The sequence below is a fragment of the Yersinia intermedia genome (assembly GCF_900635455.1).
Taxonomy (GTDB): domain Bacteria; phylum Pseudomonadota; class Gammaproteobacteria; order Enterobacterales; family Enterobacteriaceae; genus Yersinia; species Yersinia intermedia.
Map to the genome: position 1 here is coordinate 4,626,076 of NZ_LR134116.1, position 17,577 is coordinate 4,643,652.

Sequence of the window (17,577 nt, forward strand, 5' to 3'; positions counted from 1 at the left end):
TCACTCGGCAGCTCAAATGTGCTTTTAAAGTCAAAAGAGAAAATCAAAACCTAAAGCGATGGTTTTGACGTTGAGCGCAATCAGGAATATTGCCGGCAAGGAGTGAGGGTAGAGTAAGCGGGCATGGACGCCCGCGAAAAGCGCGCTTGAGCAGGAGCGAATCGCGCTGGCTCGTCAGCCCGAAAGACGCGGGCGGTTTACCCGCAGGGCAATATTTCGCGCAGGCGCGGGATTGCACAAGGGACCACGCTTATGGCCCCTTTGCCGGTTGGTTCATCGCAGGTTAAGTAAACTCAGTTGCTTTAACAACCGAACCGATCACCAAATCAAATCAACCTAAATCAACCAAAACCATCACTGCATGACACTCGCTACACTCTTCTGCGCTGTCATCATCGCCGGGTACTTGGCGACTAAATTAGCCATCATCGTGTTATATAGCGCCGCTTGCTGTGGGGTCTGGAATTGAACACCGCCATTATTGAAGGTAACCTGCGTACCCTGCTGCTGTAAGAAATCGCCAACTTGCGCCAGATCCTGCACAAAAGCAGAAATCACCGGCACTGCTGGGATCAATACATTGGCTGGCTGAGTCACAATATTGTCGAAAGCTTTATTAAATACCACTTTCAAATCATCGGGCTGCTTCAATACAGCAACAGCACTATCAGCTTGCGTTTTTGCCGTACGAATCTGTTGCACTAACAAGTTCAATGCACCTGCGGACTGCTGTAACGCATCACGCTTGGCAAGATAATCCTGCGCCACACGAATCTCATTGATTTGAGTAATCGCCGGGGTCAAGCTGGCATCGACAGATTTGGTAAGTTGCTGTGAAAAAGTGACTAAAATCGCGTAATCACTGACATAAGGGCCAAACTTCTGCTTTTGATCTTCGCTCAGTGTTGGCAGTTTCATTCCACTACGCATCACTGTATTTTGCAGATAATCAATAAAAGCCTTACGTTGTTCTGGCTCTTTATCCCCGCAGGCGGTCAATTGGAACACCACCAGTAACGCCAGTAATGGCGCTAACCAACGTGAATATCGGGCTGTATTCAGTGCAAAAGTCATGTGAAACTGCTCCTGTAGTAAGTACTTATTTTCACAAATTCTATTCTTATCACCCAACTCCAGTGTTAAGAATAGCTAAGGGGAGCGCTTTACCCTTAATTACTTGACGTTGCCAGGGGTTTACCTGCCTGCAACGCCAAATTCGTTGGATAAATACGCTCCCCTGTTGCCAATCAAGGGCAGAATTACTGTAATAACGAAATATCAGCAACCTGCAAGAATAGCTCGCGTAATTTGCTCAGCAATGTCAGGCGGTTGACCCGCACTGCATCGTCCTCTGCCATGACCATAACACTGTCGAAGAACTCATCGACAGTTTCCCGCAGAGCAGCCAGTTCCACCAGCGCTTCCTGATAGTTACCCGCAGCAAAGACCGGCTCCAGCTTATCGCGCAATACCACTAAATGTGTTGCCAGTTTCAGCTCTGCCGGCTCTTTTAACACCGAGGCATGAACATGGTCATTCAGGGTATCCGTGGATTTCGCCAGAATATTCGATACACGCTTGTTAGCAGCAGCTAATGTCGCCGCAGCATCCAGGGTACGGAAATAGGTCACCGCCTTCACCCGGGCATCAAAATCAGCCGGTTTGGTTGGGCGACGAGCCAGTACCGCCTGAATGGTGTCAACGCTGTGACCTTCATCCTGATACCAGGCACGGAAACGGCCTAGCATGAACTCAATCACTTCATCGACCACGTTGCCATTAGTCAGCTTGCTGCCATACAGGCGCACCGCTTCTTCAGTCAGCGTTTGCAGATCAAGCGGCAAGTTCTTCTCGACGATAATACGCAATACACCCAACGCCGCACGGCGTAGCGCAAACGGGTCTTTATCACCTTTCGGATGTTGACCAATACCGAAAATACCGGCCAATGTGTCCATCTTATCGGCAATCGCTAATGCACAAGCAACGGGGTTCGACGGCAAATCATCACCGGCAAAACGTGGCTGATATTGCTCATTCAGCGCAACAGCAACATCTTCAGCTTCACCGTCGTGACGGGCATAGTGCATCCCCATCACACCTTGAGTATCGGTGAATTCAAACACCATGTTGGTCATCAGGTCACATTTGGACAACAGACCTGCACGGGTAGCATGGTTAACGTCCGCGCCAATCTGGGCGGCAACCCAGCCCGCCAATGCTTGGATACGGTCGGTCTTGTCACGCAACGTCCCCAATTGCTGTTGGAACAGCACGGTTTCCAGGCGTGGCAAATTGTCTTCCAGGCGCTTTTTACGGTCAGTCTTAAAGAAAAACTCCGCATCGGCCAGACGTGGGCGAACCACTTTCTCGTTACCGGAAATAATCTGTTGAGGATCTTTAGATTCAATATTGGCAACAAAAATGAAGTTGGGCAGCAAGCTACCGGCCGCATCGTAAACCGGGAAGTACTTCTGGTCACCTTTCATGGTGTAGACCAGCGCTTCCGCAGGTACTGCCAGGAATTTCTCTTCAAACTTGGCAGTTAACACCACCGGCCATTCAACCAGCGACGTCACTTCTTCCAACAGACTTTCACTCAGATCAGCAATACCGCCAATCTTCTGCGCTGCCAGTTCCGCATCACGCTTGATTATAGATTTACGTAATTCATAGTCAGCAATGACTTTACCGCGCTCCAGCAAAATCTGCGGGTATTGGTCAGCGCTATCAATGGTGAATTCCGCTTCACCCATAAAGCGGTGACCACGGATAACACGATCTGAATCGATACCTAACACGGTGCCAGGGATCAATTCGCTGCCTAACAGCAGGGTTACAGTATGAACCGGGCGAACGAATTGGGTTTCTTTATCACCCCAACGCATCAATTTAGGAATAGGCAGCTTACTCAGCGCGGTATTCACCATGCCTGCCAGCAGTAATTGTGCTGATTGGCCTTTGACATGGGCGCGATACAGCAGCCATTCGCCTTTGTCAGTAACCAGACGTTCGGCCTGATCGACTGTAATACCACAACCCCGTGCCCAGCCTTCGGCGGCTTTGCTCGGTTTACCTTCAGCATCAAAGGCTTGCGCAATAGCAGGGCCGCGCTTTTCAACTTCACGATCCGCCTGAGCAGCGCTTAAATCGGTCACTTTTACCGCCAGACGGCGCGGCGCAGCATACCAAACCACCTCGCCATGCGGCAGGTTGGCGTTATCCAATTCAGCAGTAAAGTTGGCAGCAAAAGATTCGGCCAGAGAACGAAGAGCCTTCGGCGGCAGCTCTTCCGTGCCGATTTCCACCAGGAAAGTCTGTTGAGTCATGACAGCCTCTTAGTTCTGATTCTTTTTGCACATAGGGAAGCCCAACGCCTCGCGGGAAGCATAATAAGCCTCGGCGACAGCTTTGGTCAGCGTACGAATGCGCAGAATATAGCGTTGGCGCTCGGTCACCGAGATGGCTTTACGGGCGTCCAGCAGGTTAAACGTATGGCCAGCTTTCAGAATGCGCTCATAAGCGGGCAGCGGCAGCGGGTTTTCCAGTGCCAGCAGCGACTGAGCTTCTTTCTCATACTGTTCAAAGCAGGAGAACAGGAAATCCACATCGGCGTATTCGAAATTATAGGTGGATTGCTCCACTTCATTCTGATGATAAATATCGCCATAAGTGGTTTTGCCCAGTGGGCCGTCGCACCAAATCAGGTCATAAACGCTGTCTACGCCCTGAATGTACATCGCTAAACGTTCCAGACCATAGGTTATCTCGCCAGTGACCGGTTTACATTCCAAACCGCCCACTTGCTGGAAGTAAGTGAATTGCGTCACTTCCATCCCGTTCAACCACACTTCCCAGCCCAGACCCCAGGCACCCAAGGTCGGGTTCTCCCAGTTATCTTCGACAAAGCGGATATCGTGGATAGTCGGGTCCAGACCCAGTTCTCTCAGCGAGCCTAAATACAGCTCCTGAATGTTGTCTGGTGAAGGCTTAATGATCACCTGGAACTGATAATAGTGTTGCAGGCGATTTGGGTTCTCACCGTAGCGACCATCGGTCGGGCGGCGTGAAGGTTGTACATATGCGGCAGCGATTGGCTCTGGGCCAAGTGCACGCAGGCAGGTCATTGGGTGGGAGGTACCCGCGCCGACTTCCATGTCCAGTGGTTGAACAATGGTGCAGCCTTGGCGCGCCCAATAGTCCTGTAACGTCAGGATCAGGCCCTGAAAGGTCTTGGTATCAAACTTTTGCATGTTGGATTCGCACGCGATACAAGTGGATTAAAATGGAATGGGCCAGTATACCCGTTGACCGTAAGATATACAGCCAGAATCCAGTAAGATGCAACAATCAAGATCGATTTGTCGATAAAATGAGCCTTTCACTGTATTCCAACTGGCTATTTTGCGCTGTGCCCGCAAAGGTAAAGAGTCCGTCGATAGGTTGCTAATCAGCTAATGAACAGCGATCATCCCCTGCTGAGACAGATAATAAAAAGGAAGATGAGTTATGAGTCTACAACGCTGCGGTTGGGTCACCTCTGATCCTCTCTATCTCGCTTATCACGACACTGAATGGGGTATCCCACGCACCGACAGTCAGGCGCTGTTCGAAATGCTCTGCCTCGAAGGGCAACAAGCCGGGCTTTCATGGATAACCGTGCTGAAAAAACGTGAACACTATCGCAAGTGCTTCTATAATTTTGATCCCGTGCGAGTGGCGAAAATGGGGCCGGACGATGTAGAAAAACGGGTGCTGGACAGCGGCATTATCCGCCATCGCGGTAAGATTCAAGCCATTATCACCAATGCACAAGCTTATCTGGCCATGGAAGCCAACGGTGAGGATTTTTCGCGCTTTATCTGGAGTTTTGTTGATGGTGAGCCAAAAATTAACCATTGGTGGTGTCTGGCAGAATCACCCGCAACCACACCCGTATCAGATGCAATGTCAAAGGCATTGAAAAAACGCGGTTTTAAATTTATCGGCTCCACTATTTGCTACGCCTTTATGCAAGCCAGCGGTTTAGTGAACGACCATCTGGCAAGCTGTTTTTGTCACCCGGATAACGCCGTAAAATGATTCGACCTTACCAACCAAGCGATCTCGATGACCTGATGCAACTGTGGCTGACCAGTACCATTGCTGCGCATCCTTTTGTGGCCGAACAATACTGGCACGAGAGCGCCCCGTTGGTACGGAATACCTATCTCCCAGCGGCCCGCACCTGGCTATATTTGTCAGCGGAAACTACCGGTGATACGAACCCCATTGCAGGCTTTATTAGTATTCTCGAAGAACAACTGGTAGGGGCGCTGTTCGTCACCCAATCCATGCACGGTAAGGGGATTGGGCAAGCGTTGATGGATTACGTTCAACAACACTACCACGCTCTAACCCTAGAGGTTTATCAACGAAACCTGCGTGCCTATCATTTCTATCGTAAGCAAGGGTTTACCGTTGCAGGGAAAGCCTATAATGCGGAAACCAAAAACACTATCCTGACCCTGCATTGGCAGCGCCCATTTAACTCATCCCTGCTTTAATTCTCCCTGCATCTGACAAATTTTAATAGCCGTATCAAACATGCAACCGCATTACTCTATTCCTGAGCCTATTTTCCTGTGGGAATAAGTGAGGGGTTGAATATGACAAGGACATTGCTAAGCATCCAATTAGCCTTAACTCTCTTAATAACATTACCCCCATTAGCTATTGCAGATAACGGTAAAAATAGAGAGGTTTGTTTATATTCTGAAGATCAATATCAAGTTGAAACAGAAGTAACGGACAACACTGAATATAGTGGATGCAGTAGAAAGGTACGGGATGCCGCTGGCACGCTAGGCTGCGCCTTCATCCCCGCCTTGGCGATTTATAATTATGTTACGCATAGCCATTGTGATCAGGCGGATAAATTATGGCGTCAGATATCACATTGGTTTTCCAATGATAATCAAGACAAGGTGGTATTGGTTAGTGGCCAGTCCCCATTGCTTAAACCACACCCCGCACGGCCCAAATATAGCGATGACGAAGCCAATCTCCTCACGCTGACCTTAAGCAAAATTGACACTCGATTACATAATCAGGCACTCACACTACCGGCCAGCGCAAGATTTTGTAAAACCTCGCTCGATAATATTCTCGCTGCGCGCTATCCCCGCAGCCCGGATGAAAACTGCCCTAGTTGGGTATCAAAAGTCTTGGCCGATTTTACCCTGTTATTCGGTCATTCTGTGCGGGACTGGACGCCTGAGCAACTACAGAATGTCGTTACGCGGATTGACGCACAACACTCAACTGGCTATGTGGGCAGCGATCAGGCCACTGAGGGTCATCTGGTCACTGGCATCCGCGCGATTATCCAACAATTGGGATTGACTGAAACCATCCGGCAGATCACCCACGCATTTCGCTATGCCCAATTAAATTATGCCAATTACGTCGAGCATAATCCCAGCGCTACGCAATCACCTGCCGCCGCACAGGCTCTTCCGTTAGGGGAATATTCACTTTCTCTGGAATCTTATCACTATCCCGCCGAGCCGCCCGCTGTCCGTATTCGTCAGCATAATGAATGGGTGACCAGACCCGACTTACATTTTGCGGTGGAGATCATTGATGCCAACACCACTGACAGGTCAGCTATTCTTCTCGCGCACACAGTGATGGATCATTGGTTTAATACTTATCTTTTCACACCATTAAAAACTGACCAGCAAGGTAACCCCGTCACTGACCTTGACCGCACTATCAGCGCGGCACGCACTACCAGTACCTCACTGTTGCTTGAGTTGGAAAACACCAGTAATGACTATCTGTTTGTGATGGTGAGGCTTGAGGGCGAGATTGTTAGTGTGCTGGGGGCCGCGAAAGGGAACGCTACCGATGAGTTCTATATCGATGTTTCGGTGAGTGCCCCGCGCAATGTACTAACACCAAATGCAGAGGGGAATATTCGCGGAGCAGGTACCGCAGCAGTACATGAATTGGCCCGTTATTTAAAAGAAAATGGAGTGAAAACATTACGCTCTAGCGTTATTTCACAACCCTCTGCCCGAATAAAAATGAAGCTAGGTTTCAAACATGATGAGTTTTGATATTTGCTCAAATATGTGATGGGAATATTTATTATTAAATAGTGTCGCCATTTTTATTAAAACTCTCAGCTCATAAAAAAGGAGTTAATTATGCAGTTGAATTTTATAAGTAAAAGTTTAACATTACTATTTTTTATAACCACCACGGCGATTTCCAGCGGAATGGGCGGTTATGTCACCCTTCCACCTGAGGTATGTTTATATTCAGAAGACAAATTCCAAGGGAAATCAAAATGTTTTGCCAATAAAGAGAACGCTGATCTTTTTAACGAAGACGATACAATGATAGGTAATGACAATGCTTCATCAACTCATATTCCCGATGGGTTGTTAGCTACCATATATAAAAACGATGATTATAACCCACCCTATTTTAATTTAACTGAATCTATCGGGCAGAACGGTTTAGCTGATTTAGACATGGATAATGAAATTAGCAGCATTAAAGTTACTTATTCGCCCATTGAAGGTTGTAGTAAACGTTGTGCTATTTTAAAACGAATGCAACTGCCCTTATCCGATATTTTTGCCCAACATTGGAATAGTCCAGCCTATCCTAATAAACAAGTTTTACTGAGTTTTGATATTAATGATAAGAGTACTTTTATGGCGGAATTATCTTTAGGGCCAATAATATGGTTTGTTAACAGAGAATTACTCATCTTTAATAATTCGCAGAATAATGAACCGCTGGCATTCCGCATTCACCCAGATGCTAATCGATTTTCCCTGTTATTTCATCTAAACAACAATAGTATTGCAGTGGATTTTATGGAAAGTCGTGGCACTGAACAGATAGCCTTATCCCCCACTATAACGCTCAGGAATGCTCCCTTTGATCGTCCCGTAGAAACCTCAACCCTCATCATTAATAACACCAGTAAGCAGCCACTGATCATCGACCAAATAGTGATGGCGGCTAGCACTGAAGATATTCAGTCTGTGCACCATAGAAGCGAACGGGATACCGCCGGAACATTAGGCTGTGCCTTTATTCCCGCGCTGGCGATTTATAATTACGTCACTCACAGTCGCTGCAATCAGGGCGATACGCTGTGGAGTAAAGTAAAACATTGGTTTTCTGATGATAACAAAGCTAAATCGGTTGTGATTACCACCAAGCCCCCCTTACTTGAACCACAGTCACAACTCACAGAAAATAGTGATAACGCGGGACTGATATTAACCAAGTTCGACACCCAATTACATAATCAGGCACTTACACTACCCGCCACCGCGCAATTTTGTAAAACCTCGATGGATAATATCCTCGCCGAACGTTATCCCCGTGATTTAGATGTGAGCTGCCGTCTGTGGGTATCAAGAATATTGGCCGATTTCACGCTGTTATTCGGTACTTCATTGCGCGACTGGACGCAGGATGTTTTGCGCCGGGTATTAATACAAATTAATACTCATGATACGACGGGCTTTGCAATCAGCGATACGGCAGCGGAAAGTCGCTTGGTAAATGAGGTCCAGTCAGTTATTCGTCAATTCGGAATAGATGAAACCATCCACCAAATAGCTCTGGCTTTTGATTATGCGAGATTAAATTACGCACGCTATCTGGCGCACAACCCCACCCCTACTGAATCCCCCTCTGGTGCACAGCGCTTGCCGTTAGGCACATATTCACTCTCTTTGGCCTCTTATCATTACCCCACCGATCCGCCTGCTGCGCGAGTGCTTGAGAATGATCAATGGGTCACCCACCCCGATTTATATTTTGATGTCGATATTTTTGATTCCACCCTCCCGACACGGCCAGATATTGATGCCGCTTTTATGGATGGTGCTTTAGCGGCGGTAGGTGCATGGTCTGACATTTATAACGCGGCACCCATCTATTACCACATAACTAACGAACCCTGGTCGGAACAGAACCGAACTATCGAGGCTGGACGGATAAACAATTTCGTCCTATATAGCGAATTACTCGCACCTGAAAATAACTATGTGTACGTAGCAGTACGGCTACAAGGAGATATTGTCAGCATTCTGGCAGCCAGGAGAGATGAAACTTTTGAGAATAGTCACGAAAACTACTACGTCGAATTTTTTGTAACTGATCCCAACTATGTACTGATGCCAGAGGATGAAGGGAGTATTCGTGGGGCAGGGAGCGCCGCACTGCACGGGCTGGCGCGTTATTTACAACAACATGGGGTGAAAGTTTTGCGTTTTCGCGCCCCGAGTCAACCCGCAGCACGAGTGAGTACAAAACTCGGCTTCAAACATGATGAGTTTTGATAGTGAGGTTTCTAGTGATATTCGGCAGTCGTAAAGCGCTTTTCTGTGCTTTTTCTGCCGACAAACGCAGCATTTAGACCAACGCCACAGCACTATGAGAGTTTTCTCAATGGTATTCTCCCCCTTTTTACCGGATAACGATGGCAGATAAAAACCAGCAACGGTGCTTACCGCTGGTTAATGATTTTTTAATCTGCTATTGGGCGACGTTATCTATTTTTTCGCCGAAATAGAGTGCCATTTAAGGGAAATTCAATGAAAAAACGTATTCTGGCCACGGTGGCCGCCGTTTCTGTGGCGCTTACGCTTTCCGCTTGTACTACCAATCCTTATACCGGCGAATCACAAGCCGGGAAATCCGGTTACGGTGCCGGTATTGGTGCAGCATTAGGTGCTGGCATTGGTATGTTGTCATCATCGAAACACGATCGGGGCAAAGGGGCGTTAATTGGCGCAGCAGCAGGTGCCGCGTTGGGTGGTGGTGCAGGTTATTATATGGATGTGCAGGAAGCCAAACTGCGTGAAAAAATGAGTGGTACAGGTGTTAGTGTCACCCGTCAGGGCGATAATATCGTGTTGAATATGCCCAATAATGTCACGTTTGATACTGACAGCAGCAACCTAAAACCCGCCGGTGCTAACACCTTAACCGGCGTGGCGATGGTATTGAAAGAGTATGATAAAACCGCTGTGAATGTGACGGGTTATACCGACAGCTCCGGTGCCAGAGCACATAACATGACCCTTTCACAACAACGTGCCGACAGCGTGGGCAGCGCGCTTATCGTGCAAGGCGTGGCAGCTAATCGTATTCGCACCAGTGGTGCTGGCCCAGACAATCCGGTCGCAAGTAACAGCACCGCCGCCGGTAAAGCACAGAACCGCCGGGTTGAAATCACCTTAAGCCCGCTGTAACTTCTGATATTTTTATAACTTCTGATACTTTTCCTGCGGATAACGTCTTAGGCTTTATCCGCATGTTCCTTGCGACAGCCAATCGGTCATCATAATGACGCCAATCTGATGCGATAAGTACAACGGCGCGAGCCGGATAGAATATGCTCAACACGCTCAACCGGTACCCCTAACACCTGCTGGAACACGGCTAACTCCGCCCGACAAAAACCCTGGCAACTGGTCGCTGCGGCACAGATCGGGCAGTGATTTTCGATTAATAACAATGAGCCGTCGGATTCTACCTGCCATTCCGCCATATAGCCTTCACGACTGCGGATTGCCACCAGCCGCTCAACCCGCTCGGTCACACTATTTGCCCCCACCATCGCCTGACAATATTGAGTGCGGGTTTCCTGCTCGCGGCTATCAATTAGCAACTCAAGGGCGCTGTCGCCTAATTGAGAACGGATTAAACCTAATAGTTGTACCGTCAGTTCGCTGTGCGTATCAGGGAACTGCGCGTTACCCGCCTCGGTTAGCTGCCATAATTGAATCGGCCGACCCACACCGCGCGTTTGCGCCTCGGAGACCACCAAACCCTCCTTAGCCAATTTGACGAATTGCTGCCGGGCCGCTTCACCTGTCGTGCCTAAAATCATCCCGGCATCACTCGCTTGCATCGGGCCACGGGTTTTAAGCAGCATCAGTAGGCGTTTCGCCACCGACTGTGGCTGACTGGTGGTATGGTCGATATTCATATCTTCCCCGGTATCATGGCTAGGTTTTTTATTTTTGCTCAATCAATGTCAGCATAACATTTTCCAAGCATATACTTGACTTATTATTGGTAACTGGCCTAAGTTATTCCAAGAATTTACTTGTTTAATTTTATCGTAACCACCAAATCAACTCAACAACCAGATTTCTGGCAGGATAGAAACGTGATAATAAATGATGCAAGCCGTTGGGGTGACCTGTTCTCCGGTAAAAATGCGGCCTTCGCCATAGCCCTGTCAGGTGGTGTGGTGCTACATGCCATTAATATCTATATTGCTACCACCATTTTACCGTCCGTGGTACTGGATATTGACGGTCTGAGCCTGTACGCCTGGAACACCACGCTGTTCGTCACCGCCTCGATCCTCGGTTCTGCCCTTTCTGCGCGCTTACTCAGTGGCTACGGGCCACGTAGCGCATACCTGTTTGCCTCGCTAATCTTTATGCTGGGCAGTGCGTTATGTGCCATGGCACCGAACATGCCACTGATGCTGTTGGGCCGCACCGTACAAGGCTTAGGGGGTGGTTTCCTGTTTGCACTCTCTTACGCCATGATTAATCTGGTATTTCCACAATCATTATGGCCACGGGCAATGGCGCTGATTTCAGGTATGTGGGGTGTTGCTACCTTGGTTGGCCCTGCGATTGGTGGCATCTTTGCTGAAATGAACGCCTGGCGTTTTGCGTTTTGGACACTACTCCCCATCACCCTGATTTATGCCATCTTTACCTGGAGAATCTTGCCTGCAGGCCGCTCCAGTACCACAGCAGCATCGGCATTGCCCGTCGCACAATTGGTGTTATTAACCGCGATTGTTTTGACTATTTCTGCCAGCAGTATTGCCAGTAGTGGCCTGATAAACATGGTGGGTATGGTGTTTGCCATCTTACTGTTGCTGTTGTTACTGCGCATAGAATCGCGCGCCACCTCTCGCCTACTCCCAAAAGATGCATTGCGCCTTAACTCACCGCTGGCCGCGCTCTATATCACCATCTCTCTGCTGGCGATCGGCATTACTTGTGAGATATTTGTTCCTTACTTCCTGCAAATCCTCCATGGTCAGTCACCGTTGATTTCAGGTTATATTGCGGCCACCATGGCAGCGGGTTGGACCCTTTCTGAGGTAATGAGCGCGGGTTGGAAGAAATCAGGCGTCCGCTGGGCGATTATCAGCGGCCCAATTATTGTGCTAGTGGGGTTAGTGGCGCTGTCTATCTTGATGCCGGCCGGTTCACTCGGCGGCTGGCAACATATGGTGCCGATCGCTATCGCATTAACACTGGTCGGTTTTGGTATCGGCTTTGGCTGGCCACATTTGCTGACTCGCATTCTGCAAGTGGCTGCTGAAGAAGATAAAGACATTGCCGGAGCCTCGATTACCACCGTTCAGATGTTTGCCACCGCACTCGGTGCGGCGATGGCGGGCATGGTAGCCAACCTCTCTGGCCTTAATTCCCCAGGGGGTGTCGCGGGGGCAGAAAATACCGCCCATTGGTTGTTTATCCTGTTTGCCATCGCACCCGCATTAGCGATTATTACCGCACTACGTTGTGCGACTATCCGCTCGCATACCCTTACAGCTAAAAATACCGCCCGCAGCGAAGCGCAATAATTCGACGCCACCAACCTGCCAACGCGGGTTGGTTTTCATCAGTCATAACATGACGAAGGTGATTAGCAGTTGATCCCACAATAGTGATCACTGGTATGCTGGCTTTAAATTTCACCCACCCAAAGTAATTGAGGTTGCGGGCAGGCATCAAGTAAGCAAACCCCGATGAACTTACACAGTCAAATGATTCGGGTTAGTGAATGAAGCTACCACCCCTGCGACTTCAAGTATAAAGGGTAACGTCATTGGAGTTTGCGATGAAGCCTTCTATCGTGCTGTACAAAAGTATTCCCAGCGATCTGCATCAGCGTTTAGCCCAACATTTTACCGTAAACAGTTTTGATGGTTTAACGCCTGATAATCAGCCAGAGCTATTATCTGCGCTGCAACAGGCGCAGGGGCTTATCGGCTCCGGCGGTAAAATCGATCAGGACTTTCTACAATTAGCGCCGCGTTTGCGCGCTGCCTCAACCATTTCCGTCGGTTATGACAACTTTGATGTTGATGCCCTGAGCCAGCGTGGTGTTGCCCTAATGCACACGCCAACAGTACTGACAGAAACCGTCGCCGACACCATGATGGCGTTGGTGCTGTCTTGCGCACGCCGAGTGGTTGAATTGGCTGAACGGGTGAAAGCCGGTGAATGGCAAGATAGCATTGGTGATGACTGGTATGGTGTTGATGTTCATCATAAAACTATCGGCATTCTCGGTATGGGCCGTATCGGGATGGCACTGGCCCAGCGGGCACATTTCGGTTTCAGTATGCCGGTGCTGTATACCAGCCGCCGCCCACATGAAGAAGCCGAAAAGCGCTTTAATGCTCGCTTCTGTTCTCTCGATACTTTATTGGCTGAAGTTGATTTTCTCTGTATTACGCTACCGATGACCGAGCAGACCTACCATATGATTGGTCGTGATCAATTGGCTAAAATGAAATCCAGCGCAATATTGATTAATGCGGGCCGTGGGCCGGTTGTTGATGAACAGGCGCTGATTGCCGCGCTACAAGATGGCACGATTCATGGCGCTGGGTTGGATGTGTTTGAACAAGAGCCGCTACCGATAGACTCACCCTTACTCTCGCTGCGCAATGTCGTTGCCGTGCCGCATATTGGTTCTGCCACCACGGAGACCCGTTACAACATGGCTGCCTGCGCGGTGGATAACCTGATCGCTGCGCTAACCGGTACCGTGACGGAAAACTGCGTGAATCCGCAGGTTTTGCAGAAAGCCTAACCACGCCCATTGGCCTGCTAGCAGGCCAATTCCCACTCATCCGCGCGTCTCCTCCCCATAAAATCCACTCAGGGATGAGGCTATTTCTTCACCAAACGGCACACTAAATCAGCCCCAATTCGCATAAACCTCTCGCTCCCTAAATAGGAAGATGTGCCATGAAACATCTCAAAATATCCTTGCTGCTGCTACTTTCACCGGCGGCGATGGCTAACTGGTCACTCCAGCATTTCCCTGTGTTCACCGAGCAGGACAGTGGTATTTTTGTCAGTAATAGCGCACTGACTAAAGGGGAGTATCCACTCAAGTTTTATCAGAATAAACAGTGCTGGCAACCCACCGGACCGGTGAAATTGAACCAGACGTTTTCGCTGCAACCCTGTCAGAATCAGGCCGATATTCAGTGGCGATTGTTCCGTGATGGTCAGTATCAAGCCCGCATTGATACCCGCAGCGGTACGCCGACGCTCACCTTAAGCCTCAAAGAACCTGTGGCAGAAGTGGCAAAAGTCGTGACCCACAGTTGCCAGCGCTGGAATGGCTTGCCTGTTACCGTAGATGTGAGCAAAACCTTTGCTGAAGGCGAAACGATACGGGATTTCTATTCCGGCCAAACGACAAAAGTCTCGCTGGGGAAAATCACGCTACAACCGGCCCCCGAAAGCGGTGGTTTATTACTACTGGAATCAGCCCAAACTCAACATGCCGCGCCATTTAGCTGGCAAAATGCGACGGTTTATTTTGCGCTGACGGATCGTTTTAAAAATGGCAATCCCGCCAATGACCACAGCTACGGCCGCCATGGCGATGGTATGCAGGAAATTGGCACATTCCACGGCGGCGACCTGGCGGGTTTAACCGAGAAACTTGATTACCTGCAACAACTTGGCGTTAATGCCTTGTGGATAAGTTCACCACTGGAGCAGATTCACGGTTGGGTCGGTGGCGGTACTAAAGGCGACTTCCCACATTACGCCTATCATGGCTATTACGGGCTGGATTGGACCCGCCTGGATGCCAATATGGGGACTGAACAGGATTTACATAAGCTGGTTGAACAAGCCCATAAACGCGGTATCCGTGTTCTATTTGATGTGGTGATGAATCATGTCGGATATGCCACTTTAGCGGATATGCAAAGTTACCAGTTCGGTGCACTCTATTTGCATGGCGACCAACTGGAAAAAACGCTGGGTAAAAAATGGACCGACTGGACGCCCGGCAAAGGCCAAACCTGGCATAGTTTTAATGATTACATCAATTTCAGTGATAAAACCACTTGGGACAACTGGTGGGGCAAGCAGTGGATCCGCACCGATATTGGCGATTACGACTCACCGGGTTATGACGACCTGACCATGTCATTAGCTTTCTTACCGGACATCAAAACTGAATCCACCCAACCCAGCGGCTTACCGGTGTTTTATCGGCATAAACCCGATACCGCAGCGCGAGAAATTGGCGGTGCCACAGCGCGCGATTACCTTACTCATTGGTTGAGCCAATGGGTACGTGATTACGGTATCGATGGTTTCCGAGTTGATACTGCCAAGCATGTGGAGAAACCAGCATGGCAACAGCTTAAACAACAAACCACCGCTGCATTGGCTGAATGGAAAGCGGCCCATCCTGAACAAGCACTGGATAACTTACCGTTCTGGATGGCCGGAGAGGCATGGGGCCACGGTGTGATGAAGAGCGATTACTACCAAAACGGCTTCGATGCGATGATTAACTTTGATTTTCAGGATCAGGCGAAACAAGCGCTCGCGTGCTTCTCTTCTATTGATAGCACCTATCAGCAAATGGCTGAAAAACTGCAAGGTTTCAATGTATTGAGTTACCTGTCATCACACGATACCCGATTATTCTTCAAAGATGATGCGCAGCAGTCATTACTAAAACAGCAACGGGCAGGCTCACTGCTGCTGCTGGCTCCAGGTGCGGTGCAAATCTTCTATGGTGATGAAAGTGGGCGGCAATTCGGCCCAACCGGCTCAGATCCGTTGCAGGGTACCCGATCAGATATGAACTGGAATGAACTCGCCGGTGCCAAAGGTGCGTTGCTGGCGCACTGGCAAAAAGTCAGTCAGTTCCGCGCTCGCCATCCGGCGATTGGTGCTGGGGTACAACAATCCCAACAAACTGCTGATTATTATGCCTTTAGTCGCCAATATCAGGGGGATAACGTGCTGGTAGTTTGGGTTGGAGACAAGAAAGAATAAATAAGAATATTATCCCGCAAAAACACTTCCTGCCGACACTTTCCATCGGCAGGAAGAAATCTTTCCGCGTTGCGCCCGCTTTTATCTGCGAGTATGGTACTTGTTCACTTACGGATAACAATAAATTTTCATTTATGAAGTTTTCACTTTTCGGCGACAAATTCACCCGCTACGCGGGTATTACCAGACTGATGGATGACCTCAACGACGGCCTTAGAACCCCAGGTTCTATCATGCTTGGCGGCGGTAATCCGGCACATATTCCAGAGATGGATGCCTACTTCCAACAACTGTGTCAGGAGATGCTGGAGCGCGGGCAATTGACCGAGGCACTGTGTAATTACGACGGGCCACAAGGCAAAGACTTGCTACTGAAAGCGCTGGCAAAAATGCTGCGCGACGAGTTGGGCTGGCAAATTGAGCCACAGAATATTGCACTGACAAATGGCAGTCAGAGCGCATTTTTCTACTTATTTAATTTATTCGCTGGTCGCTATGCTGATGGTAGCCGCCGTCGGGTGCTGTTCCCACTGGCACCGGAGTATCTAGGCTATGCCGATGCGGGTTTGGATGAAGACCTGTTCGTGTCTGCCAAGCCGAATATTGAGCTGCTGCCAGAAGGCCAATTCAAATATCACGTCGATTTCGAACACCTCAATATTACCGATGATATTGGCCTGATATGTGTATCGCGGCCAACCAATCCTACCGGTAATGTAATTACCGATGAAGAGCTGATTCGCCTTGATGCAATAGCTCAGCAACGTGATATTCCGTTATTGATTGATAACGCCTATGGTGTGCCCTTCCCCGGCATCATCTTTACTGATGCTACGCCATTGTGGAATCCGAATATCATCCTGTGCATGAGCTTGTCGAAGTTGGGCTTACCGGGTTCCCGCTGCGGTATTGTGATTGCCGATGAGAAAGTGATTTCGGCCATCACCAATATGAATGGCATTATCAGCTTATCACCCGGCAGCATGGGGCCAGCGATCGCCGCCGAAATGATTGAGCGTGGTGATTTGTTGCGCTTATCCAATGAGGTGATCCGGCCGTTTTACTTTGAACGGGTGCAGCAAACTATCGCTATCCTGCGCAAATATCTGCCGCCCGAACGCTGCCTGATCCACAAACCCGAAGGTGCTATTTTCCTCTGGTTATGGTTTAAAGAGCTGCCGATCAGTACCGAACTACTTTATCAGCGCCTGAAAAAACGGGGAGTGTTGATGGTACCGGGCCACTATTTCTTCCCTGGTTTGGAACATGACTGGCCGCACACCCATCAATGTATGCGGATGAACTATGTGCCCGCACCTGAGCAAATCGAAAAGGGTGTCGCAATTCTGGCCGAAGAGATTGAGCTGGCATTTCAGGAAGCGAAGTGATTATTAAGCAGCAAATTGCGTAACTTGCTATTCCTTTGGAAAATATCACCTTAGTCTTTATACGGTGAGGATAGGCAGAAGAG

Annotated in this window: 13 protein-coding genes; 9 read left to right on the forward strand and 4 right to left on the reverse strand. The window is 49.1% G+C overall.

Annotated features, from left to right (window positions below):
- Nucleotides 1-354: 354 nt before the first annotated feature.
- From EL015_RS21110 to glyQ, 3 genes are all read right to left on the reverse strand, one after another.
- Nucleotides 355-1,074: a DUF3053 domain-containing protein gene (locus EL015_RS21110; RefSeq protein WP_005186831.1), complete on the reverse strand. Its 720-nt coding sequence runs from the start codon at nt 1,072-1,074 to the stop codon at nt 355-357.
- 185 nt (nt 1,075-1,259) lie between these two features.
- Complete coding sequence (glyS, locus tag EL015_RS21115; RefSeq protein WP_005186829.1) at nt 1,260-3,329, reverse strand: glycine--tRNA ligase subunit beta; 2,070 nt, start codon at nt 3,327-3,329, stop codon at nt 1,260-1,262.
- Between the two features lie 9 nt (nt 3,330-3,338).
- Nucleotides 3,339-4,253, reverse strand: coding sequence for a glycine--tRNA ligase subunit alpha (gene glyQ / locus EL015_RS21120; RefSeq protein WP_005186828.1), 915 nt, complete (start codon nt 4,251-4,253; stop codon nt 3,339-3,341).
- Nucleotides 4,254-4,509: 256 nt separating this feature from the next.
- Here glyQ and EL015_RS21125 point away from each other — a divergent pair, with 256 nt between their 5' ends.
- The 5 genes from EL015_RS21125 to EL015_RS21145 all read left to right on the forward strand — a co-directional run bounded on the left by EL015_RS21125 (nt 4,510) and on the right by EL015_RS21145 (nt 10,271).
- Nucleotides 4,510-5,082, forward strand: a complete 573-nt coding sequence (locus tag EL015_RS21125) for a DNA-3-methyladenine glycosylase I (protein ID WP_005186826.1) — start codon at nt 4,510-4,512, stop codon at nt 5,080-5,082.
- Nucleotides 5,079-5,546, forward strand: a complete 468-nt coding sequence (locus tag EL015_RS21130; protein ID WP_032906748.1) for an N-acetyltransferase — start codon at nt 5,079-5,081, stop codon at nt 5,544-5,546. The genes EL015_RS21125 and EL015_RS21130 overlap by 4 nt, the downstream gene beginning before the upstream one ends.
- Before the next feature lie 102 nt (nt 5,547-5,648).
- On the forward strand, nt 5,649-7,103 hold the full coding sequence (locus EL015_RS21135; RefSeq protein ID WP_032906746.1) for a GNAT family protein: 1,455 nt from the start codon (nt 5,649-5,651) through the stop codon (nt 7,101-7,103).
- A gap of 90 nt (nt 7,104-7,193) precedes the next feature.
- Nucleotides 7,194-9,356: a GNAT family N-acetyltransferase gene (locus EL015_RS21140; protein ID WP_005186813.1), complete on the forward strand. Its 2,163-nt coding sequence runs from the start codon at nt 7,194-7,196 to the stop codon at nt 9,354-9,356.
- Between the two features lie 255 nt (nt 9,357-9,611).
- Nucleotides 9,612-10,271, forward strand: a complete 660-nt coding sequence (locus EL015_RS21145) for an OmpA family lipoprotein (protein WP_005186808.1) — start codon at nt 9,612-9,614, stop codon at nt 10,269-10,271.
- Between the two features lie 89 nt (nt 10,272-10,360).
- Here the strand turns inward: EL015_RS21145 and EL015_RS21150 are convergent, their stop codons facing one another.
- Complete coding sequence (locus EL015_RS21150) at nt 10,361-11,011, reverse strand: helix-turn-helix transcriptional regulator (RefSeq protein ID WP_032906744.1); 651 nt, start codon at nt 11,009-11,011, stop codon at nt 10,361-10,363.
- Nucleotides 11,012-11,200: 189 nt separating this feature from the next.
- Between EL015_RS21150 and EL015_RS21155 the strand changes: the two genes are divergently transcribed.
- From EL015_RS21155 to EL015_RS21170, 4 genes are all read left to right on the forward strand, one after another.
- Nucleotides 11,201-12,643, forward strand: coding sequence for an MFS transporter (locus tag EL015_RS21155; protein ID WP_032906762.1), 1,443 nt, complete (start codon nt 11,201-11,203; stop codon nt 12,641-12,643).
- Between the two features lie 257 nt (nt 12,644-12,900).
- Entirely contained in the window at nt 12,901-13,881 is a 981-nt protein-coding gene (ghrB, locus tag EL015_RS21160; protein WP_032906742.1) for a glyoxylate/hydroxypyruvate reductase GhrB, read from the forward strand.
- A 158-nt stretch (nt 13,882-14,039) separates the two neighbouring features.
- Nucleotides 14,040-16,106, forward strand: a complete 2,067-nt coding sequence (locus EL015_RS21165) for an alpha-amylase (RefSeq protein ID WP_005186797.1) — start codon at nt 14,040-14,042, stop codon at nt 16,104-16,106.
- A 134-nt stretch (nt 16,107-16,240) separates the two neighbouring features.
- The gene (locus tag EL015_RS21170) at nt 16,241-17,494 is read left to right on the forward strand and encodes a valine--pyruvate transaminase (RefSeq protein ID WP_005186795.1); all 1,254 of its coding nucleotides are present in this window, start codon (nt 16,241-16,243) and stop codon (nt 17,492-17,494) included.
- The last annotated feature ends 83 nt before the right edge of the window (nt 17,495-17,577 follow it).

What these genes read in the sequence shown, in the direction of transcription:
- EL015_RS21145 (WP_005186808.1), top strand. Translation starts at nt 9,612, where the DNA reads ATGAAAAAACGTATTCTGGCCACGGTGGCCGCCGTTTCTGTGGCGCTT.
- EL015_RS21135 (WP_032906746.1), top strand. Translation starts at nt 5,649, where the DNA reads ATGACAAGGACATTGCTAAGCATCCAATTAGCCTTAACTCTCTTAATA.
- glyQ (WP_005186828.1), bottom strand. Translation starts at nt 4,253, where the DNA reads ATGCAAAAGTTTGATACCAAGACCTTTCAGGGCCTGATCCTGACGTTA.
- EL015_RS21125 (WP_005186826.1), top strand. Translation starts at nt 4,510, where the DNA reads ATGAGTCTACAACGCTGCGGTTGGGTCACCTCTGATCCTCTCTATCTC.
- EL015_RS21130 (WP_032906748.1), top strand. Translation starts at nt 5,079, where the DNA reads ATGATTCGACCTTACCAACCAAGCGATCTCGATGACCTGATGCAACTG.
- EL015_RS21110 (WP_005186831.1), bottom strand. Translation starts at nt 1,074, where the DNA reads ATGACTTTTGCACTGAATACAGCCCGATATTCACGTTGGTTAGCGCCA.
- EL015_RS21170 (WP_005186795.1), top strand. Translation starts at nt 16,241, where the DNA reads ATGAAGTTTTCACTTTTCGGCGACAAATTCACCCGCTACGCGGGTATT.
- EL015_RS21140 (WP_005186813.1), top strand. Translation starts at nt 7,194, where the DNA reads ATGCAGTTGAATTTTATAAGTAAAAGTTTAACATTACTATTTTTTATA.
- glyS (WP_005186829.1), bottom strand. Translation starts at nt 3,329, where the DNA reads ATGACTCAACAGACTTTCCTGGTGGAAATCGGCACGGAAGAGCTGCCG.
- ghrB (WP_032906742.1), top strand. Translation starts at nt 12,901, where the DNA reads ATGAAGCCTTCTATCGTGCTGTACAAAAGTATTCCCAGCGATCTGCAT.
- EL015_RS21150 (WP_032906744.1), bottom strand. Translation starts at nt 11,011, where the DNA reads ATGAATATCGACCATACCACCAGTCAGCCACAGTCGGTGGCGAAACGC.
- EL015_RS21165 (WP_005186797.1), top strand. Translation starts at nt 14,040, where the DNA reads ATGAAACATCTCAAAATATCCTTGCTGCTGCTACTTTCACCGGCGGCG.